Genomic DNA, 18,278 nt, shown 5'->3' on the forward strand with positions numbered 1-18,278 from the left:
TCAGAGGGAGTACGGCAATGCGCATTTGGAAATCCCTTGTTCTGGCTGCACTCATGTCGGGTGTGGCGGGTATCGCCACGGCCGAAGAGGTCGTCCTCAACGCCGTGCATTTTACGCCGACGCAGAACGGCTACGCCCAGAGCTTCCTGAAGTTCGTTCAGAAGGTGAACGAAAAGGGCAAGGGCGTGGTCCAGATCAACGTGCGTGGCGGGCCGGAGGTCATTCCGCCGATCCAGCAGGGCGCGGCGCTCAGGAGTGGCCTGATCGATGTGATCGACACACCGGCAGGGCAGTTCCTGGAGCTCGTGCCCGAAGGCGAGGTTTTCTCCGCATCGACGAAGACGCCGTGGGAGGTCCGCGACAATGGCGGCTGGGACTTCATCAGCGGGATTTTCGAGAAGAAGGCCAATGCCCATCTGCTGGCGCATGTCGACGCGGGCTCGGGCTTCAACGTCTTCACCGTCGACGAACCCAAGCTCAATAGCGAAGGCAGCATCGACTGGGGCGGCCTGAAAATCCGTTCCTCGCCGCTCTACCGCGATTTCCTCGAATCGCTAGGCGCGACGGTGATCGTGCAGGCGCCGGGGGATGTCTACACCTCGCTCGAGCGCGGCGTCGTCAATGCCAACGCCTACACGGTATTTGGTTATGCGTCGTTCGGCTGGGACAAATTCACCAAATACCGTGTCGACCCGCAATTCTTCAAAACCGATGTGCTGATCTCGATCAACAAGGCGAAATGGGACACGCTGTCACCCGAGGCGCAGAAGCTGCTGGCCGACACGGCCGTCGAATACGAGCGCGCGAGCTATGACGCCAACCTTGCCGAGTCCGAAAAACAGGCACAGGCGATGATCGCCGGCGGGCAGAAGATTGTCAGCTTGACCGGCGCCGGCCGCGACAAATTCCTGGCGGCTGCCACGCAGGCGAGCTGGGCGAGAATGGCCAAACGCGATCCCACCAACATCGATCAGTTGAAGAAATTCTTCCAGTAGCCCGAGCCGAGGGCGCTGGTGCGCCCCTTCATCAAGGTGGACATGAGGGTCGTGGGAAATGGACGGATTGTTTGCAGCGATCGGGAAGCTGAGCCTTGCGTTGGCGGCGGCGGCAAAAGTGGTGCTTGGCCTCATCATTGTCGCTGTGGTTGCTGATGTATGCGTCCGCAATCTCGGCCTGAGGCCGCTTGCCTGGGCGGTGTCCGCGACGGAATACGGTCTGCTCTATGCGGCATTTCTGCCGATGCCCTGGCTGGTCCACAGCAAGGGCCATGTCTTCGTCGAGTTCCTGCGCCAGGCACTGCCGGTGCGGGCACGAGCGGTGCTTGAAAAGCTGGTCTATCTCGCCTGCATCGGCGTCAGCCTTTACCTTGGCAGCGTCGCACTGTCGTCCCTGATAAGCGCCGTGTCGGGCGGCGAATACGAAACGCGCAGCTTCGACATGCCGAAATGGCTGGTCTTTCTGCCCATCATGCTCGCCTTCTACCTCTCGGCGCTGGAATGGCTCAGATACCTGCTCGGCCGTGACACGCTGTACACGCTCGATCCGCTGGAAATGGAAGGGCTCTGACCGGTGGCCTGGCTGTTTCCATTCGCCGTGCTCGTTGGCACCATCCTGGTGTTGATGGGGCTTGGGCTGCCGGTCGCCTTCGCGTTCTTCGTCACCAATGTGATCGGGCTGTACCTGTTCTTCGGCGGTTCGATCGGCGTGACGCAGATGGTCGCCAACTTCTCCGACGCTGTCTCGACCTATGCGCTTGCCCCGCTGCCGATGTTTCTCGTCATGGGCAGCCTGTTCTTCCGCTCCGGCCTCGGCGAGAAGGTCATCTACGCGCTCGACCTGTGCATCGGCAATCTGCGCGGACGCCTCGCCTATGTCGTGCTGGCCGCCGGCACGATCTTTTCCGCGCTGTCAGGTTCCAGCCTTGCCAATACCGGCATGATGGGCTCGCTGATGGTGCCCGAGATGCTGAAGCGAGGCTACAAGCCGCATATGGCCTACGGCCCGGTGCTTGGCGCCGGAAGCCTTGCCGTCATCATCCCGCCATCCTCGCTGGCCGTCTTGCTCGGCTCGCTGGCCCAGATCGACGTCGGCGCGCTGCTCATAGCGGGGGCTCTGCCCGGACTGCTGCTCGTTGTCATGTACGCGGCGCTGATCTTCGCGCAGACAAAGATCGATCCGGACGCCGCTCCGCACTATCCGGTACCCGCCGTTCCCGCGGCCGAGAAGGTGAGGGCGGTCGCCGTCAACATCATTCCGATGGGCGTCATCGTGTTCATGGTGGTCGGCACGATCATCCTTGGGATAGCGACGCCGACGGAATCGGCCGGACTCGGCTGTGCCGCCGTCTTCGCCTTGTTGTTTGTCTACCGACGGTTCAGCTGGTCGGTTGTCTGGAAGTCGCTGGACGATGCGATGAAGGTCACCGGCATGACCTTCCTGATCATCTCGGCTTCGACGACGTTCTCGCAGATATTCGCCTTCTCCGGCGCCTCCAACGGCTTTATCCAGTTCATCGTCGGCTACGATCTTGGACCGTATCCCATGCTGCTCATGATGGTGCTCGTCATCCTGCTGCTCGGCATGTTCATGGATCAGGTCTCGATGATGCTGATCACGCTGCCGATCTTCCTGCCGATCGCCCAGCAATTCGGGTACGAGCCGGTATGGTTCGGGCTGATCCTGCTGCTCGCCTACGAGGTCGGCTTCACCACGCCGCCGTTTGGTCTGCTGCTGTTCATCATGATCGGCGTTGCGCCGAAAGGCACATCGCTCAAGACGGTTGCCATGGCTGCGGCGCCTTACATCGCGCTGACGCTTCTGCTGATCCTGCTGATTGTCCTCTTTCCGCAGATCGCTCTCTTTCTTCCGAATTTGATCTAGTCGAACTCGATCCAGCAGGTGTCCACATGCGCTTTGCCTATCTTGCTTTCTTCCAGGATGACCGCGAGGCAAATTTGGCCATCGCCGGTGAAGACGTTGACGCCGTGCGGCGTGTGATTGCTTCAACGCCGGGCCTTGCGCTTGCAAACATCTATCTACCCGAAGTGGCGACGGACATGTTCAACAACGATGGTCCACCGCCGGTCTTTGGCTTCCAGCTCTATTTCGACGAACTGGCGGACATGGAGGCGGCGCTGGCGCCGTCCGGCCATCTGCAGGCGCTTGCCGCACCTGGTATGCTGTCGAGCATCGCCGGTTCGAGGCCGACGCAACAGGCAATGTGCGTGCGTCCGTTTCCCGTCGACGACGCTGGCGTCAAGACGTCCGGGCTGCCCTGCAGCTATCTTGTCCACTATCCCGGGCCGGCCGAAGACATGAATGCCTGGCTCTACCACTATGTGACGCATCATCCGCAATTGATGCGGGGCTTCCCCGGCATTCGCCACATCGAGGTTCTGTCGCGACTGGATTGGTGCGGTTCGCTGCCCTGGCCGCGGATCGACCACATGCAGCGCAATCGGGTCATGTTCGACAGTCCCGCTGCATTGACGCACGCGCTGCAATCGCCGGCGCGGCTGGAGATGCGCGCCGACTACAAGACCTTCCCGCCGTTTTCAGGCGGCAGCCGGCATTTCCCGATGTCGACGGAAGCCGTGCATCCTTTGGCGCGGGCCACATAGCGCACACAGGTTTTGCCGACGCCGAAAATTTCTGGAGATTTCATGTACGACTTTCGCAAGAAATGTGTCTCTCTCAATCGCCTCATCGGTACCTTCTGTGCCATCCCGCACCCTGTGGCGGTCGAAGTGGCCGCCGCCAGCGGGGTCGATTTCCTGTGCATCGACTGGGAGCATTCGCAGATCGGCCGCGAACGGCTCGAGGATCTGATCCGCGCCGCCGATGTCCACAAGGTTCCCGCGATGGTGCGCGTTCCCGGCCACACGCCGGAGTGGATGGCGGCCGCGCTCGACGCCGGCGCGTCGGGTGTCCTGGTACCCCGCGTCTCCACGGCCGAGCAAGCGCGCATGGCGGTCATGGCCTGCCGGTACCCGCCGGTCGGCGCCCGCGGTGTCGGCCCGGGCCGCGCCGCCGGTTATGGCTACAGGATTCCGGACTACCTCAAATCGGCCAACGAGGTCCTGACGGTCGCCATCCAGGTCGAGACGGCCGAAGGCCTCGCCAACATCGACGACATCGTCCAGGTCGACGGCGTCGACGTGGTCTTCATTGGCCCCGGCGACCTGTCGGTCTCGATCGACGCCATGGGGCCGGCCGGCCAGGACAAGCTCAATGCAGCGATTATGAGGATCGCGGCCGCGGCGCGCACGGCCCGCAAGGCCGTCGGCATCTTTCGCCCTTCGGCGGATGATGTCGGCAAATGGTCGCGGCACGGCATCAGCTTCTACATGCTGGCAAGCGACACGATGTTTCTCGGGGCCGGCCTTGCCGCCGGCGTCGTCTCGGCGCGCAGCGCCTCATAGCAAGAGTTTGCCATGAAGATCATCAAGACCGACGGTGTGCTGTCAGTCGAGGAGGAGCAGCTGCGCTACCTCGACGGCTTGAACGTCGAATTTGTCGAAAAGACGCTACTCACGGAAGATGCCCTGATCGAACACTGCCGCGACGCCGACGCATTGATGGTATTGCGGGAGCCGATCACGGCTCGCGTTTTGGCGGAACTGACGAGGCTCAAGGTCATCGGGCGGTTCGGCGTAGGGCTCGATTCGATCGACGTCGAGGCCGCCAGCCGTGCCGGTGTTCAGGTAACCTACGTGCCGGACGCCAATCTGGTTGAAGTCAGCACCCACGCCATGGCCCTGATCCTGGCCTTGACGCGCAGGCTGAAACAGTTCGACAGCGCGGTGCGCGCCGGCCGCTGGGCTGCAATGACCGACGGCGCCGGCATCGCGCGGCCCGACAGGCAGATCCTCGGCCTGATCGGCTTCGGCCAGATCGGGCGGCTGACTGCCGAGCGGGCGCGGGTCTTCGGCTACCACATCATCGCCTACGACCCGCATATGCCGGCCGAGCGCATCGCGGCCGGTGGTGCCGAACCGGTCGGCTTCGACGAGCTGCTGGCCAGGGCCGACATCGTCTCGCTGCACGTTCCAGCGACACCGGAGACCAGAAACATCATGTCGGCGCAAGCCCTGTCGCGGATGAAGGAAGGGGCGATACTCATCAACGTGGCCCGCGGCGGCCTGGTCGACGAGGTCGCATTGGCGGGCGCGATCCGGCGCGGCCATTTGGCAGGCGCCGGCATCGACACGTTCGAGCGGGAGCCGCCTTCGCCCGACAATCCGCTGCTGGCGCTGGACACCGTCCTGGTCAGTCCACACGCGGCGCACTACTCGACCCAGTCTTACGCGGAGGTTCGCAACAAGGTGTTTGCCGATGTCGCATCGGTCCTGCGCGGCGGCAAGCCGGTATATCCGGTCAACCGGATATGACCAATTCCCGGTGTCGGCACCACCTCTATCCGCCTGCTCCGCGGAACCCAAGTCCTGCAAGTCGGCGTTCGCAGGGCGATAAGGGGCAGCGCAACCTGTCGCGATTTATCCGGTTTGCCACATTTTGTTCTTGCTTTGTGCCGGCAGCTATGCTACTAATTTACGTATGGTGCTGATTCGGACCGAGGACCCGCCGCAAGGCGGTTTTTTTGTCTTTAGGTTTCAGCGCCATCCGTCGAGGCTCTGCTCGGCTTGTCGCGACGCTCGACGATGTAGATGTGATCGGCGACCAGCACCACGTCGCCATGCTGGTTGATCACCTCGCAGCGCTCGACGACCCGACCTGAATCGGGTCGCTTCGGGTCTCCTTCCTTGGCCGAGATGGTGGTGCGGGTCCTGATCGTATCGCCGATGAACACCGGCTTGATGAAGCGCAGCCTGTCGTAGCCATAGGAGAAGGCAACCGGGTTGACGACGCTGGCCGTCAGCCCGACGCCGACCGAAAACACCAGCGTGCCGTGGGCGATGCGCTGCCCGAACGGCGTCGTCTTCATGAACTCGGCGTCCATGTGGTGGGGAAAGAAATCACCGGTATGGCCGGCATGGACGACGAAATCGGTCTCGGTGATCGTGCGCCCGCTGGTCATGCGCGACGAGCCGATCCGGTAGTCCTCGAAATAGACAGTCTGCTCCATGTCAGGGCCTCGCCGCTATCGGTGTTGCCGGCGCCGCGCTCGATCGGTAGGCGGCTTCGACCAGCGCCATGGTGTTCCAGCCGTCCTCGACGGAACTGACAAGCTCGGCGTCCTCGCCCGACGCGTAGCGCTGGACATTGGCCATGCGGCCGGCAAAGGCGTCCGGAAACCATGCGCCGACGAGTGGAACCGCAATCCAGTCCGTGCCGCCTTTGGGGTAGATTTCGAGAATGTCCGGCTCGCCGCGCGGATAGTCGAGGTTGACGCCTAATTTGAGGTAAGCGGCGCCTTCGGTGCCGCAGATGCGGAATTCGCAGGCCTGGTGTTTTCGACCGAATTTGTGATCGTGGTTGATCGACAGTGCGCAGCGCACGGTGTCGCCATAGTCGAGGATCGCGCTGGTGCGCGTTTGCGCGACCGTGTGCCCGGGATGGCCGAGTGTCTTGGCGTGAACCCCCTTGGGGTCGCCGAGCAATTGCCGGATCAGGTCGAGATAATGGATCGAATGCATGGCGATCTCGACGCGCGGCGCCTGCAACAGGAATTCCCAGAGCTGCCAGGGTGTCGCCAGCGCCAGCCATGCGTCGAAATCGACCACGTCGCCCAGCCAGCCCTTGGCAATCGCATCCTTGAGCGCCAGCATCATCGGCGCGAAGCGCAGCTGGAAATTCACCGCCGCCTTCAGATCTTTGGCGCGGCAGATTTCGAGGATCTGGGTCGCCTCGGTGAGATTGCTGCCCATCGGCTTCTGGATCAAGGCCACGGCACCATCGGGCAGCGCCCTGAGCACGCCGGCGTGGTGAGCCGGGGGCGTCGCCAGATCGAAGACGGCGTCCTTGATTGACGCAGCTTCCTCGACCGACCGGTAAGCGGTGACGCCCCATTTCTGCGCCAGTTTTTCCGCCTTGGCCAGGTCGAGGTCGAAAAGCCCGGCAATCGGGAATCCGGCTTTCCCATAGGCCGGGAAATGCGCATCGCCGACGATCGAGCCGGCGCCGAAAATCACGATCGGCCTGGGCTTTGACGGCTGTGCCCAGGCCTGGGAAAGCGAGGCAGGATCGAAAATGTCATCAGTCATAATGGAAGACTTCGTCCATCGACGCCCACCACTCGCCCTCCTTGCGGGTCGGCAGCGGCTCCTGGCACGGCATGCAGAGCGCCCACCATTCCTGCGTCGTGGGATCGGCGGCCATCTTCGCCATGTCGGCGGCATAGTCGGTGCCGTGGTACTCGAAGGTGCTGAACAAAAGGTGCTCCGGCTCCCTCAGATAGATCGAATAATTCTTGATGTTGCAGGCGGAAATCATCTTGAGGACGTCCGGCCACACGGCGGCGTGAAGCCGCACATACTCGGCGACTTTCTCCGGCTTGAGGCCGAGCACCATTCCCATTCGCTGCATGTCCGCCTCCTACTTCACTATCGCCATGGTGAATTCCGCGATGCTCTTCGACTTGATCGCATCCCAGTCCCAATCGATGCCGATGCCGGGTTCGTCCGGCGCCAGCGCGTGCCCGTCCTCGATACGCATTTTCTTGCCGGTCAGCTCGTCGAGCTGGGGAATATACTCGACATATCTGCCGTTCTGAACGGCGCATGTCAGGCTGACATGCAATTCCATCAGGAAATGCGGGCAGACCGGTATGTCGAACGCCTCGGCTGCATGCGCCACCTTCAGCCACGGCGTGATGCCGCCGATGCGGCCGACATCGACCTGCACGATCGAGCACGCGCCCTTCTGCATATATTCGCGGAAATGCCGGATCGAGTAGAGCGACTCGCCGACGGCGATCGGCGTCGACGTCGCATTCGACAGGCGGATATGGCCGTCAATGTCGTCGGCCGGCAGCGGTTCCTCGATCCAGGCGAGGTCGAGTTCACGCAAGCGCTCGGCCCGGCGGATCGCCTCGTCGACCGAAAAGCCCTGGTTGCAGTCGGTCATGATTTCGTAGGAGTCTCCAACCGCCCGGCGCACCGCCGTCAGCCGGGCAAGATCCTCAGAGCCGTGCGGCTTGCCGATCTTGACCTTCGAGCCGCGAAACCCCTTGCCCCTGGCGGCCAGCGCATCCGCGACCAGCGCCTCGGTTTCGATATGCAGCCAGCCGCCTTCGGTCGTGTAGAGCGGGCAGCGGTCCTTGGCGCCGCCGGCCAGCTTCCACAGCGGCAGCGTCTGTTTCTTGGCCCGCAGGTCCCAAAGGGCAGTGTCGATGGCCGCGAGCGCGATTGCCGTGATCGCGCCGATCGTCGTGGCATGGGTGGCGAACTCCAGCTCGTGCCAGATCGCCTCGATCATGTCGGCATCGCGGCCGATCAGCCGCGGCGCAAGGTAGTCGACCAGCAGCCGCATCACCGAGGAGCCGCCCGTGCCGATCGTATAGCTGTAGCCGGTGCCGACCGCGCCGTCGGCGTCGGTGATGGTGACGATCGGTGTTTCCTGGCTGACAAAACTCTGGATGGCATCGGTGCGCTTGACCTTCGGCACCAGGTCGACCATCCGCAGTTCGATTTTCTCGATCTTTGCCATGATTTTAACCTCGCAATGTCCTGCCTGTTTCGGCGGAAAACAGATGGGCCTGCGACAGGTCCAGGCTCATCTTGACCCGGTCGCCGGCTTTCAGCGGCTTTGGATTGAGCATCCGCGATACCCAGTCGCTGCCGTTGAATTCGGCGAACACCAGCGTCTCGTTGCCGAGCGGCTCGGTGACGGTCACCGGCAACTCCACCTGGTGGACGTCGACGTCTTCGCCGGAGCTGATGCCATGCCCGGTCGGATAGATGTCGTCGGGCCTGAGGCCGAACACGACTTTGTCGCCGGCCTCGATATTGGCCTTGAACTGGCTGGGCAAAGGCAGCCTCTCGCCGCTGGCGAACAGCAGCTGTCCGTCGTCGACAACCGCCTCGTGCAAATTCATCGGCGGCGAGCCGATGAAGCCCGCGACGAAGCGTGTCTGCGGCCGGCGGAAGACCTCGTCGGGTGTGCCGACCTGCTCGATGAACCCGTCACGCATGATGACGATGCGGTCCGCCAATGTCATCGCTTCGACCTGGTCGTGGGTGACGTAGATCACTGTCGACTTGACCTTGGCGTGCAGCTTCTTGATCTCGGTGCGCATCTGCGTCCGAAGCTTGGCGTCGAGATTGGAAAGCGGCTCGTCGAACAGGAAGACGTCGGGATCGCGCACGATGGCGCGGCCCATGGCGACGCGCTGGCGCTGTCCGCCGGACAGCTGCGACGGCCGGCGGTCGAGCAACTGGTCGAGGCCGAGAATGCCGGACGCTTCGGCGACGCGACGGTCCATTTCTTCCTTCGCGGCGCCGGCTATCTTGAGCGAGAAGCCGAGGTTTTCGCGCACCGTCATATGCGGGTAGAGCGCGTAGGACTGGAACACCATCGAGATGTTGCGCGAGCGCGGCGGCAGGTCGTTGACCATGCGGCCGCCGATCTCGATGACGCCGTCGCTGATCGCCTCGAGGCCGGCGATCATGCGCAGGGTTGTCGACTTGCCGCAACCGGACGGCCCGACCAGCGCGATGAATTCGCGGTCGGCGACCTCGAGATCGATGCCGTGCACCACCGCCACCGGGCCGTAGCTTTTGGTGAGGTTCTTGAGCGATACGGTTGCCATGTCAGCCTTTCACCGCGCCGGAAGTGAGGCCGCCGACGAGGTGTTTCTGGACGATGAAGGTAAGCGTGAGCGCCGGTATGACCATGACCACGGCGAGCGCGCACATGCCGCGCCAGTCGATGGTGAATTCGGCGGTATAGTCGAGCAGGCCGACCGGCAGGGTCTTGGAGTTGATCGAGCGCGTCAGCTGCGAGGCGAGCGCGAACTCGTTCCAGGAGGTGAGGAAGGCAAAGATGCCGGCCGAGGCGATGCCGGGCCCGGCGAGTGGAAACTCGACCTGCCAGAAGGCCTGCCAGCGCGTGCAGCCGTCGATCTGCGCGGCTTCGGCGAGATCTTTCGGCACCTGGCGGAAAAAGCCGTCGATCAGCCAGACGGTGAACGGCACGTTGAGCGCGACATAGACCAGGATCAGCCCGAAATGCGTGTCGATGATGCCGAGCCGCGCAAAGACAAAGAACAGCGGCAGCGACAGCGCGATGCCGGGCACCGTGCGCGTCAGCATCAGGCCGAGGAACATCGCCGACTTGGCGCGAAAGCGGTAGCGCGCAAAGGCGTAGCCGCCGGCCATGCCGATGACGATGGCGATCACCGTCGAGGTCACCGAGATGATCAGCGAATTGCGGAAGTAGTCGAGCACCGGAACGCCGCCCTGGCCGACGCCGCTGAACATGGCGATGTAGGCGTCGAGCGAGAGTTGCTGCGGGATCCACACCGGCGGCTTGGCCATGATTTCGACGGTCGGCCGCAGCGACGACAGCACGATCCAGATGCCGGGCAGGCAGATGGCCAGCATGGCCAGGAACAGTCCGATGCCGTGGACGATTCCGAGCGCTTTGTTGCCGACGCGATGCAGGCTGTTCTGGTCCATCCTCACCACTCCGCCGCGATCTGCGTGCGCGCCGCGGCGAGCTTGCGGTAGAAATAGACGGTGAACAGGATCGACAGCAGGATCGAGAAATAGGCCATGGCATTGGCCATTCCCATCCTGGCATCGCCATAGGCGGTGCGGGCGACCAGCGTCCAGACCAGTTCAGTGCGGCCGGCGGGGCCGCCGTCGGTCATGATCTTTACGATGTCATAGGCGCGCGCGACGTCGAGTGAGCGGATGGTCATGGCGATAAAGGCAAACGGCATGATGAACGGCCAGGTGACATAGCGGAATGTCTGCCACGGCGTGCAGCCGTCGACGCGGGCCGCCTCGACCGGTTCGCGCGGCATCGCCAGCAGCCCGGCCAGGATCAGGATCGCGAACACCGAGGTCGACGACCAGATCTCGGCGATCAGGATGGCGATGAAGGCGAGATTGCCGTCGATCAGCCACGGGATGGCGCGATCGGTCAGGCCGAGCCCCTGCAGGGCGTTGTTCACCAGGCCGATATTGTCATTGAACATGAATTTGAACTGGAAGCCGACGAGGATCGGCGAAAACATCATCGGAAACATCATGATGGTGCGCAGGATCCGCTGGCCGCGCGATGCCTTCTCCACCAGCAGGGCCAGCCCGAGCCCGATCAGCATTTCCAGGTTGAGCGCCACGGTCAGCAGCACCACGGTGCGGGCAAAGGCGACCCAGAAAGCGCGGCTGGTCAGGATGGTGACGTAGTTGCGCGCGCCGATGAAGACCCAGAACGTCTCCGGCCTGGTCAGCCGGAACGGCGTGAAGCTGGAATAGAGCGACAGCAGCAGCGGCACCACCACCACCGCCGCCAGAACGATCACCGCCGGCAGCAGGAGCAGCAATGGCGGCGAAGGTCTCCAGCCTTTCATGGCGATCCGGTTCTGTTTGGTGCCCGGACGCCGAAGGCCGCCATCGGCAAGCTGGGATCAAGACAAAGCGTGTTGCGCATGGTTCGTAAAAAGTTCGGGGACGCCGCTCTTCAATGAGCGCGGCGCCCCCTTGGGAGAATGGTCAAAGCTTGCCGGCGTCCTCGAGGATTTGCGTGGCCTTGGCGGCAGCGTCGTCCAGCGCCTGCTTGGAGGTCTTGTCGCCAAGGATGGCGGCCTGCAATTCGGGATAGACGGCGTTGGAGATTTCGATCCATTCAGGTGTCTGCGGCACGGCAAAAGCGTGCTTTGCCTCTTCCTGGAAAGCCGCCAACACTTCCTTCTTGTAAGGATCATTGGCCGCCTGCTGGATGTCCCAGTCCCACACCGCCGTGCGGGTCGGCAGTGGGCCGCTTGCCGCCTCGAGCTTCTGGCTGTCCTCATTGGTCAGGAACCAGACCAGCGACGCCGCGGCTTCCTTGCTGGCGCAGTTTTCGGTGACCGAAAATCCGTGGTGCCCCGACCAGCCGGTGCGAATGCCGGCCGATCCCTTCGGCGCCACCTTCACGCCGACATTGCCGGCGACCTTCGACGACTTCGGATCGTTGAAGAAGCCTGCCCAGCCCGGCCAGTCGAGGTTGATGGCGACGGTGCCCGAGGCAAAGCCCTGGCCGAGATCGTCCCACAGATAGTTGGTGGTGCCGGCCGGCACCGCCTTGGCCTTGTAGAGATTGACGAACCAGTCGAGCGCGTGCACGCCGGCTTCCGAGTTGAAGGCCGGCTTGCCATCCTTGTCGAGGTATTCGCCGCCGTCGGCGATGAGCATCTCGTAAAAGCGGCCGTTGATCGCCTCTTCCTTGCCGGCGAACTGGGTGCCGTAGAAATCGGGCGGGCTGGCGAAGAATTCCGCCTGCTGGGCGACCTCGTCCCAGGTGTCGGGCGGTGTCAGATCCTTGCCGTACTTGGCCTTGTAGGCGGCCTTCTTGGCTTCGTCCTGGTAGAGGCTCTTCTGGTAATAGAGCGCCGAGACGTCGAACTGCGCGCGAGGCAGCATCACCAGCTTGCCCTCGAGCGTGGAGGCCTTGATCGTCGACGGCACGAAGGCGTCGATCTCCTCCTTCGGCAGCAGCTTGTTGAGATCGGTGTAGATATCAGGATATTGCGGCGCGAAGGACGAGTGGTTCGACCCGACGCACCAGTTGATGCTGCCGGAGGCGATGTCCGACTTGATCTCCTTGTCGAGCTCGAAGTGGTTTTTCTTCGAGATCACGTTGACCTTGGCGCCGGTCAGTTTTTCCCATTCGCCGATGCGCGCGTACAGCCCTTCATATTGCTGGCCGCCGATCAGCTTGGCGTCGATGGTGACGCCGTCGAATTTACCGGGCAGGTCGGCAGCAAGGGCAGCACTCGCACCAAATGCGAGCAGCGTTACGCCGGCCGACAGGCCGCAAAACAGTTTCGTCATTGGTATCCTCCCAAGAGTCTGCGTCGATCGCGTAGTGAGGTCGATCGGCAGGTTCATTCATATACAAACAAAATATTTATAAGATCGTCAAGCCGAAAGTTCTTCCGGAAGCAACCGTTATGCGTATATGAAATATGAAATTCACTGGAGAAGCCCAATGGCAGAGGACGAGGAAGACGACCGCTATCGAGCCCCGGCGTTGGACAAGGGGCTCGACATTCTCGAGCTGCTGGCCGGCGTCGACGGCGGCCTGACGCAGGCGGAAATCGCCAAGAAACTCGACCGCAGCCCGAACGAGTTCTATCGCATGCTGGATCGGCTGGTGCGGCGCGGCTATGTCACGCGGCCGGATGGCGACCGTTACTCGCTGACGCTCAAGCTGTTTGGCCTGGCGCAGCTGCACGCGCCGGTGCGCCGGCTGGCTTCCTACGCGACGTCGCTGATGCGCGAACTGGCCGAAACCACACAGCAGGCAAATCAGCTCGTCGTCTTCGACCGCGGTTCCGCGGTGGTGATCGCACAGCAGGAGGCGCCGGATTACTGGGGCATCTCCATCCGCGTCGGCTCGCATATCAGCCTGTTCGACACCGGGTCCGGCCATGTATTGCTGGCGTTCCGCCCGCCGGAAGAGCGGCAGATGATGATCTCAGAACATCTGCGCAGCACCGACAAGCCGCCGCAATCGCCGGAATTCTTCGCCCGCCTCGACCAGATCCGGGAACGCGGCTACGAGATGATGGCGTCGATGCAGACGGCAGGCGTGTTCAACCTGTCGACACCCGTTCTCGGCTCGGACGGCAAGGCGATCGCCGCACTGTCGATCCCCTACATAACCCTGGTCAACGCACCCAAGGCGCCCGACATTACGAGGACGATTGAGCTGCTGCTGGCAGCGACCGAAAAGCTGTCGCAACTGGCGGGATCGACCGTCAAGCAATCAAGATGAATTCTTATTTGAATGAAGAATTTCTCCGTGAGATGATCTCGAAGTCGCCAAGGAGGAGCGCCACCATGATCTTCGACACCCATCTGCACCTGATCGACCAGTCCGCGCTGCGCTACCCATGGCTGGCCGGCGTGCCGGCACTCAACCGCGATTTCTCCTACGACGACTATGCAGTCCAGGCCCGCCGCGCCGGCATCGAGGGCGCATTGCATATGGAGGTCGATGTCGATCCAGCCGATATCGAGGCTGAAACCAGCCGTGTCAAAGCGCTGTCGCAGCAGAAGAACAGCTTGCTACGCGGGGCAATCGCCTCCTGCCGTCCGGAAGAGCCCGGCTTTGCCGCCTATCTCGAGCGCCAGCGCGCCGATCCTTTCGTCAAAGGCTTTCGCCGCGTGCTGCACGTCATGCCGGACGAGCTTTCGGAGGGCGCGCTGTTTCGTGAAAACATCAAGCGGCTTGCCGGCAGCGGCCTGACCTTCGACCTTGTCGTTCTGCCGCACCAGATCCCCAAGGCGACGGCACTCGCCGACCTCGCGCCGGATGTGCAGTTCGTGCTCGACCATTGCGGCGTGCCCGACATCAAGGGCGGTGCCGAGCACCCCTGGCGCGAGCACATGGCGGAGATCGCGCGGCGCCCGAACGTCGTCGGCAAAATTTCCGGTGTGGTCGCCTATGCGGATGCCGGATCCTGGACTGTCGAAACGCTGCTTCCCTATGTCGAGCACACCATCGAATGCTTCGGCTGGGATCGCGTTGTCTGGGGCAGCGACTGGCCGGTCTGCACGCTCGGCGGCGGGCTTGCCACCTGGGTGGCGGCGACGCACGCGCTGCTTGCCGGCACCAGCGCCGATGAAAGGCAACAACTGCTGTCCGGCAACGCCAAGCGGCTGTGGAGTTTGTAGAGCATTTTGCAGCCAAGTGATGGAATCACTTGGCGTCGCACAAATGCGGCTAAAACGAATAGGTGGCCTCAGATCGTCGCCGACACGTGCCGCTCGCGACCGTAGAGCGAAACCAGGAGCACGATGACCAGGCCAAGTGCCGCCTGCACGGTCGAGGGCCGGAAGCCGAGGCCGATCAGCAGTGTGTTGATCTCCGTCAGCACCAGCACGCCGGCAATGGTGCCGAAATAGCTGCCGCGGCCGCCGACAAGGGCGGCGCCGCCGACCACCACGGCCGCGATCGTCTGGAACAGATAGGGCTGGCCGACATCGCCATAGGCAGAGCCGGTGAAGCCGAGCAGCAGCACGCCGGCCGCGGCGGCGAAGAAGGCGCTCGCGGCATAGGTCACGGTCCACATGCGGACTGGATCGATCAGCGCCAGCGGCGCAGCACCTGGATTGCTGCCTAGGGCGTAGAGACGGCGGCCGTATGGCGTGCGCGCCAGCACCAGCGCCACCAGCAAGGTCAGCACCGCGACGCATGGCACCAGCCCCGGCACCGGCAGCGGTCCCACCGAACCGCCGATCGAAACGAAGGCGGAAACCGCGGCAGGCGCCGATCCGGATGGAAAGCCACCGGTCCACAACAGGACGGCACCTTGCACGATCATGCCAGTGCCGAGCGTGACGATCAGCGGGTGGATATCGAGCCCACGCGAGATCAGGCCGTTCAGCGCCCCGATCAGTATGGCGAGCGCGACGACGACTGCGCAGACAAGAGCAAAATTCCAGCCGACGCCGTAGAGCTGTGCGGCAACGACATTGGCAAAGCCGATGATGAAGGGGATCGACAGATCGATACCGCCCAGGATTACGACGAGGGTCTGGCCGATCGATGCCACCGCCAGCAGCGAGGCGATCACCAGCAGCGCCCGGATGGCGAACGGCTGGGAGTAGCCCGGGATGAGCAAGGTGCCAAGGAGATGCAAGGCGACAGCGACGGCAAAGGCACCGGCGACGCGGGCATTGGTGGACTGGAACCAGTTCCGGCTCATGCTTCTCAGCCTTTCCGTCCCGAGAGCCGCTCCTGCAGCGCCGTCATGATGACGGCCACAACCAGGATCGCGCCATAGGCGATCTGCAGCACATAGGTGGAGACGTTGAAGGCGGTCAGCACGCTCTGCAGCAGGAAGATGTCGACAGCGCCGATGGCGGCGCCGGCGAGCCCGCCGCGCCCGCCGGCAAGGCTGACGCCGCCGAGCGCCACCGCGGCAATCGCGATCAGCGTGTAGGTTGGCCCGATATTAGGGTCGGCCGAACCGATCAGCGCGGTCAGCATCAGGCCGGCACAGGCGGCAAGTGTGCCGGTCATGACATAGGCGATGAAACGCACTTTCGTCACCGGAATGCCGGCCGTGTAGGCGGCGCGGTCGTCGCTGCCCACCGCCATCAGCTGGTCGTAATAAGGCGTCTGTCGCACCAGCCACCAGAACAGCAAGATCAGCGCCAGCGGCAGCGCCGACCAGGGTCCGGCCATTGCCTTCAGCCAGCCCGGCGCCGGCCCGACCGGCGCCGGCAGGACGGTCAGCGTCATGCCGGTGAGGATCAGATAGGTGCCGAGCGTCGCAACGATCGGCTGGATGCGGACGATGGTCGCCAGAAAGCCGTTGGCGGCGCCGACAATCGCGCCGATCAACAGCGCCGCCGGCACGATGAACATCGGCGAAGACATGCCAAGCCTGAGAAACAGCAGCTGGATCACCATCGCATTGACGAAGCCCATCAATGGCCCGACGGAAATGTCGATGCCACCGCGCCCGGCCAGGATCACCGGAGCCGAGGCGACCGCTGCGCCGATCAGCGGCGCGGCGAGCCCGATCAGCGCGCCCCAGGCGGCAGGATGGAAGCGCGCCGGATTAAGCAGCAGATTGACCGCGATCAGGATCACCAACAGCACTGCCGCAAAGCCAGCGCCGCGCCATCGCGCCGCCATGCGCCGCAACCCGCTCATGCGGCGCGTCCGAACATGGCGGCTATCACCGTATCGCTTTTCATTTCGTCTCCGGTGATTTCAGCCGCCACCTGCTGTTCGCGGAACACCAGCACGCGATGGCAAAGCAGCAGGATCTCCTCGATCTCGCTCGACAGGATGACCAGCGCCATGCCGTCCGCCGCCAGTCCACGAAACACATCGTAGAGGACATGGCGCGTCGCCACGTCGACACCGCGCGTCGGATCGTTGAGGAGCAGGATCGCCGGTTCCAGCGCCAGTGCGCGGGCCAGCAGCACCTTCTGCTGATTGCCGCCGGAAAGCGTGGTGATCGGGGCGTCCGGCCGTGGCGCGATGATCGACAGTCTGTCCCGATAGCGTTCATAGCGCTGCCGCCGCGCGGCGAAGCTGAGCAGGCCGAAACGCATATCGCGCGACAGCGTCGAGACGGCAAAATTGTCGAGCACCGATTGGGTCGGAAAAATGCCGGTGGTGCGCCGGTCGCGCGGCAAATAGGCGATGCCGCCGGCGACCGCCTTGCGGAAATTGGTGATCGCGCGCGCTCCGGTTGGCGCCTCGACGGTCACCTCGCCGCCGGCCGGGCGTTCCAGGCCGGCCAGCACTTTCAGGAACCGCTCCTGTCCGTGGCCGTCGAGGCCGGCAAGGCCGACGATCTCGCCCGGCGCAATGGTTTGCGTCATGGGGCTTGCGCCCGGCGCGATCACCAGGCCGCGCACCGAAAGGCCGGCGCGATCAGCCATGCGCCAGCTCCGCCGCCGTGCGTGGCGCCATCGCTCTGAGAAGTTCGGATGCGGTGGACGTGCCGCGTTCCTCAGTCGTCACCACGCTGCCGCCGCGCAGGACGGAAATCCGGTCCGAAAGCGACATCACCTCGTCCATGCGATGGGTGATGAACAGGATCAGGCAGCCTTCGGAGGCAAGCTTGCGCATCATGGCGAAAACCGCCTCGCGATCGGCAAAGTCGAGCGCAGCCGTAACCTCGTCAAGGATGAGAATGCGCGGGCTGCGCACTACGGCGCGGGCGAGCACTACCAATTGCTGAACCGCAAGCGGCAATTGCCCGGCCAACTGGTCGAGCGGGATCTCGGTCACCGCAAAGCGGTTCAGCACCGTTTGCGCGCGCTGCCGCCGCTCGGCGCGCGGCACGGTGCGCGTCAGCAGGCCGTCGAGGCCGAGCAGGATATTGTCCGTCACCGAACGGTCAGGCGCGATCAGCACTTCCTGGAACACGGTGGCCAATCCGGCGGTCTGGAACGCTGCCGGCGAGAGGCCGGTAAAGGGCGCTCCGTCGAGCAGGATCGCGCCGCTGTCCGGCTGGACGATTCCCGACAGCAGCTTGACCAGGGTGCTCTTGCCCGAACCATTCTCGCCCAGGATGGTGTGGATCGTGCCGGCGCGGAATGCGATTGAGGCATTGGCCAGCGCAATCGTTTCGCCGTAGCGTTTCGAGATGGCCTGGACTTCCAGCATGAGCAATCCTGATGGAGAAAGCCGGCACCGCT

General features: G+C 63.4%; 20 protein-coding genes. 8 read left to right on the forward strand and 12 right to left on the reverse strand.

Annotated elements, in window-relative coordinates:
- Positions 1-17 precede the first annotated feature (17 nt).
- Genes dctP through NKJ23_RS11495 form a run of 6 tightly spaced genes read left to right on the forward strand, consistent with a single transcriptional unit; the run spans position 18 to position 5,390 of the window.
- A complete protein-coding gene (dctP, locus tag NKJ23_RS11470) occupies positions 18-995 on the forward strand; it encodes a TRAP transporter substrate-binding protein DctP (protein WP_352451557.1) in 978 nt (325 codons plus the stop codon).
- A gap of 58 nt (positions 996-1,053) precedes the next feature.
- Positions 1,054-1,566 (forward strand): TRAP transporter small permease, encoded by a 513-nt coding sequence (locus NKJ23_RS11475; RefSeq protein WP_352680362.1) that lies wholly within the window; start codon positions 1,054-1,056, stop codon positions 1,564-1,566.
- Between the two features lie 3 nt (positions 1,567-1,569).
- Entirely contained in the window at positions 1,570-2,880 is a 1,311-nt protein-coding gene (locus NKJ23_RS11480) for a TRAP transporter large permease (RefSeq protein ID WP_352680363.1), read from the forward strand.
- Between the two features lie 26 nt (positions 2,881-2,906).
- The gene (locus NKJ23_RS11485; protein ID WP_352680364.1) at positions 2,907-3,620 is read left to right on the forward strand and encodes a hypothetical protein; all 714 of its coding nucleotides are present in this window, start codon (positions 2,907-2,909) and stop codon (positions 3,618-3,620) included.
- A gap of 42 nt (positions 3,621-3,662) precedes the next feature.
- A complete protein-coding gene (locus tag NKJ23_RS11490) occupies positions 3,663-4,421 on the forward strand; it encodes an HpcH/HpaI aldolase family protein (RefSeq protein ID WP_352680365.1) in 759 nt (252 codons plus the stop codon).
- A 12-nt stretch (positions 4,422-4,433) separates the two neighbouring features.
- Positions 4,434-5,390, forward strand: a complete 957-nt coding sequence (locus tag NKJ23_RS11495) for a C-terminal binding protein (RefSeq protein ID WP_352680366.1) — start codon at positions 4,434-4,436, stop codon at positions 5,388-5,390.
- A 215-nt stretch (positions 5,391-5,605) separates the two neighbouring features.
- Here the strand turns inward: NKJ23_RS11495 and NKJ23_RS11500 are convergent, their stop codons facing one another.
- From NKJ23_RS11500 to NKJ23_RS11535, 8 genes are all read right to left on the reverse strand, one after another.
- Positions 5,606-6,085 carry a MaoC/PaaZ C-terminal domain-containing protein gene (locus NKJ23_RS11500; protein ID WP_352680367.1) on the reverse strand — a complete coding sequence of 160 codons (480 nt, stop codon included), beginning with the start codon at positions 6,083-6,085 and terminating at the stop codon, positions 5,606-5,608.
- 1 nt (position 6,086) lies between these two features.
- Complete coding sequence (locus NKJ23_RS11505; RefSeq protein ID WP_352680368.1) at positions 6,087-7,163, reverse strand: Gfo/Idh/MocA family protein; 1,077 nt, start codon at positions 7,161-7,163, stop codon at positions 6,087-6,089.
- Positions 7,156-7,485, reverse strand: coding sequence for an L-rhamnose mutarotase (locus NKJ23_RS11510; protein WP_023676093.1), 330 nt, complete (start codon positions 7,483-7,485; stop codon positions 7,156-7,158). The genes NKJ23_RS11505 and NKJ23_RS11510 overlap by 8 nt, the downstream gene beginning before the upstream one ends.
- A 9-nt stretch (positions 7,486-7,494) precedes the next feature.
- Complete coding sequence (locus NKJ23_RS11515) at positions 7,495-8,607, reverse strand: mandelate racemase/muconate lactonizing enzyme family protein (RefSeq protein ID WP_352680369.1); 1,113 nt, start codon at positions 8,605-8,607, stop codon at positions 7,495-7,497.
- A 4-nt stretch (positions 8,608-8,611) separates the two neighbouring features.
- On the reverse strand, positions 8,612-9,709 hold the full coding sequence (locus NKJ23_RS11520) for an ABC transporter ATP-binding protein (RefSeq protein WP_352680370.1): 1,098 nt from the start codon (positions 9,707-9,709) through the stop codon (positions 8,612-8,614).
- Between the two features lies 1 nt (position 9,710).
- Positions 9,711-10,577 carry a carbohydrate ABC transporter permease gene (locus NKJ23_RS11525; RefSeq protein WP_352680371.1) on the reverse strand — a complete coding sequence of 289 codons (867 nt, stop codon included), beginning with the start codon at positions 10,575-10,577 and terminating at the stop codon, positions 9,711-9,713.
- Between the two features lie 2 nt (positions 10,578-10,579).
- Positions 10,580-11,476, reverse strand: a complete 897-nt coding sequence (locus NKJ23_RS11530) for a carbohydrate ABC transporter permease (RefSeq protein ID WP_352680372.1) — start codon at positions 11,474-11,476, stop codon at positions 10,580-10,582.
- Positions 11,477-11,618: 142 nt separating this feature from the next.
- Entirely contained in the window at positions 11,619-12,938 is a 1,320-nt protein-coding gene (locus tag NKJ23_RS11535) for an ABC transporter substrate-binding protein (protein WP_352680373.1), read from the reverse strand.
- A 157-nt stretch (positions 12,939-13,095) separates the two neighbouring features.
- Here NKJ23_RS11535 and NKJ23_RS11540 point away from each other — a divergent pair, with 157 nt between their 5' ends.
- On the forward strand, positions 13,096-13,884 hold the full coding sequence (locus NKJ23_RS11540; RefSeq protein WP_352612164.1) for an IclR family transcriptional regulator: 789 nt from the start codon (positions 13,096-13,098) through the stop codon (positions 13,882-13,884).
- Positions 13,885-13,949: 65 nt separating this feature from the next.
- Positions 13,950-14,786, forward strand: a complete 837-nt coding sequence (locus NKJ23_RS11545; RefSeq protein WP_352680374.1) for an amidohydrolase family protein — start codon at positions 13,950-13,952, stop codon at positions 14,784-14,786.
- Between the two features lie 68 nt (positions 14,787-14,854).
- Here NKJ23_RS11545 and NKJ23_RS11550 read toward each other — a convergent pair whose 3' ends face one another.
- Genes NKJ23_RS11550 through NKJ23_RS11565 form a run of 4 tightly spaced genes read right to left on the reverse strand, consistent with a single transcriptional unit; the run spans position 14,855 to position 18,246 of the window.
- Entirely contained in the window at positions 14,855-15,820 is a 966-nt protein-coding gene (locus NKJ23_RS11550; RefSeq protein WP_352680375.1) for an ABC transporter permease, read from the reverse strand.
- Positions 15,821-15,825: 5 nt separating this feature from the next.
- Entirely contained in the window at positions 15,826-16,776 is a 951-nt protein-coding gene (locus NKJ23_RS11555; protein ID WP_352680376.1) for an ABC transporter permease, read from the reverse strand.
- A complete protein-coding gene (locus NKJ23_RS11560; protein ID WP_352680377.1) occupies positions 16,773-17,516 on the reverse strand; it encodes an ATP-binding cassette domain-containing protein in 744 nt (247 codons plus the stop codon). The genes NKJ23_RS11555 and NKJ23_RS11560 overlap by 4 nt, the downstream gene beginning before the upstream one ends.
- Entirely contained in the window at positions 17,509-18,246 is a 738-nt protein-coding gene (locus tag NKJ23_RS11565; RefSeq protein WP_352680378.1) for an ATP-binding cassette domain-containing protein, read from the reverse strand. The genes NKJ23_RS11560 and NKJ23_RS11565 overlap by 8 nt, the downstream gene beginning before the upstream one ends.
- Between the last annotated feature and the right edge of the window lie 32 nt (positions 18,247-18,278).

The sequence above is a fragment of the Mesorhizobium sp. M0184 genome (genome assembly GCF_040322215.1).
Lineage (GTDB): Bacteria > Pseudomonadota > Alphaproteobacteria > Rhizobiales > Rhizobiaceae > Mesorhizobium.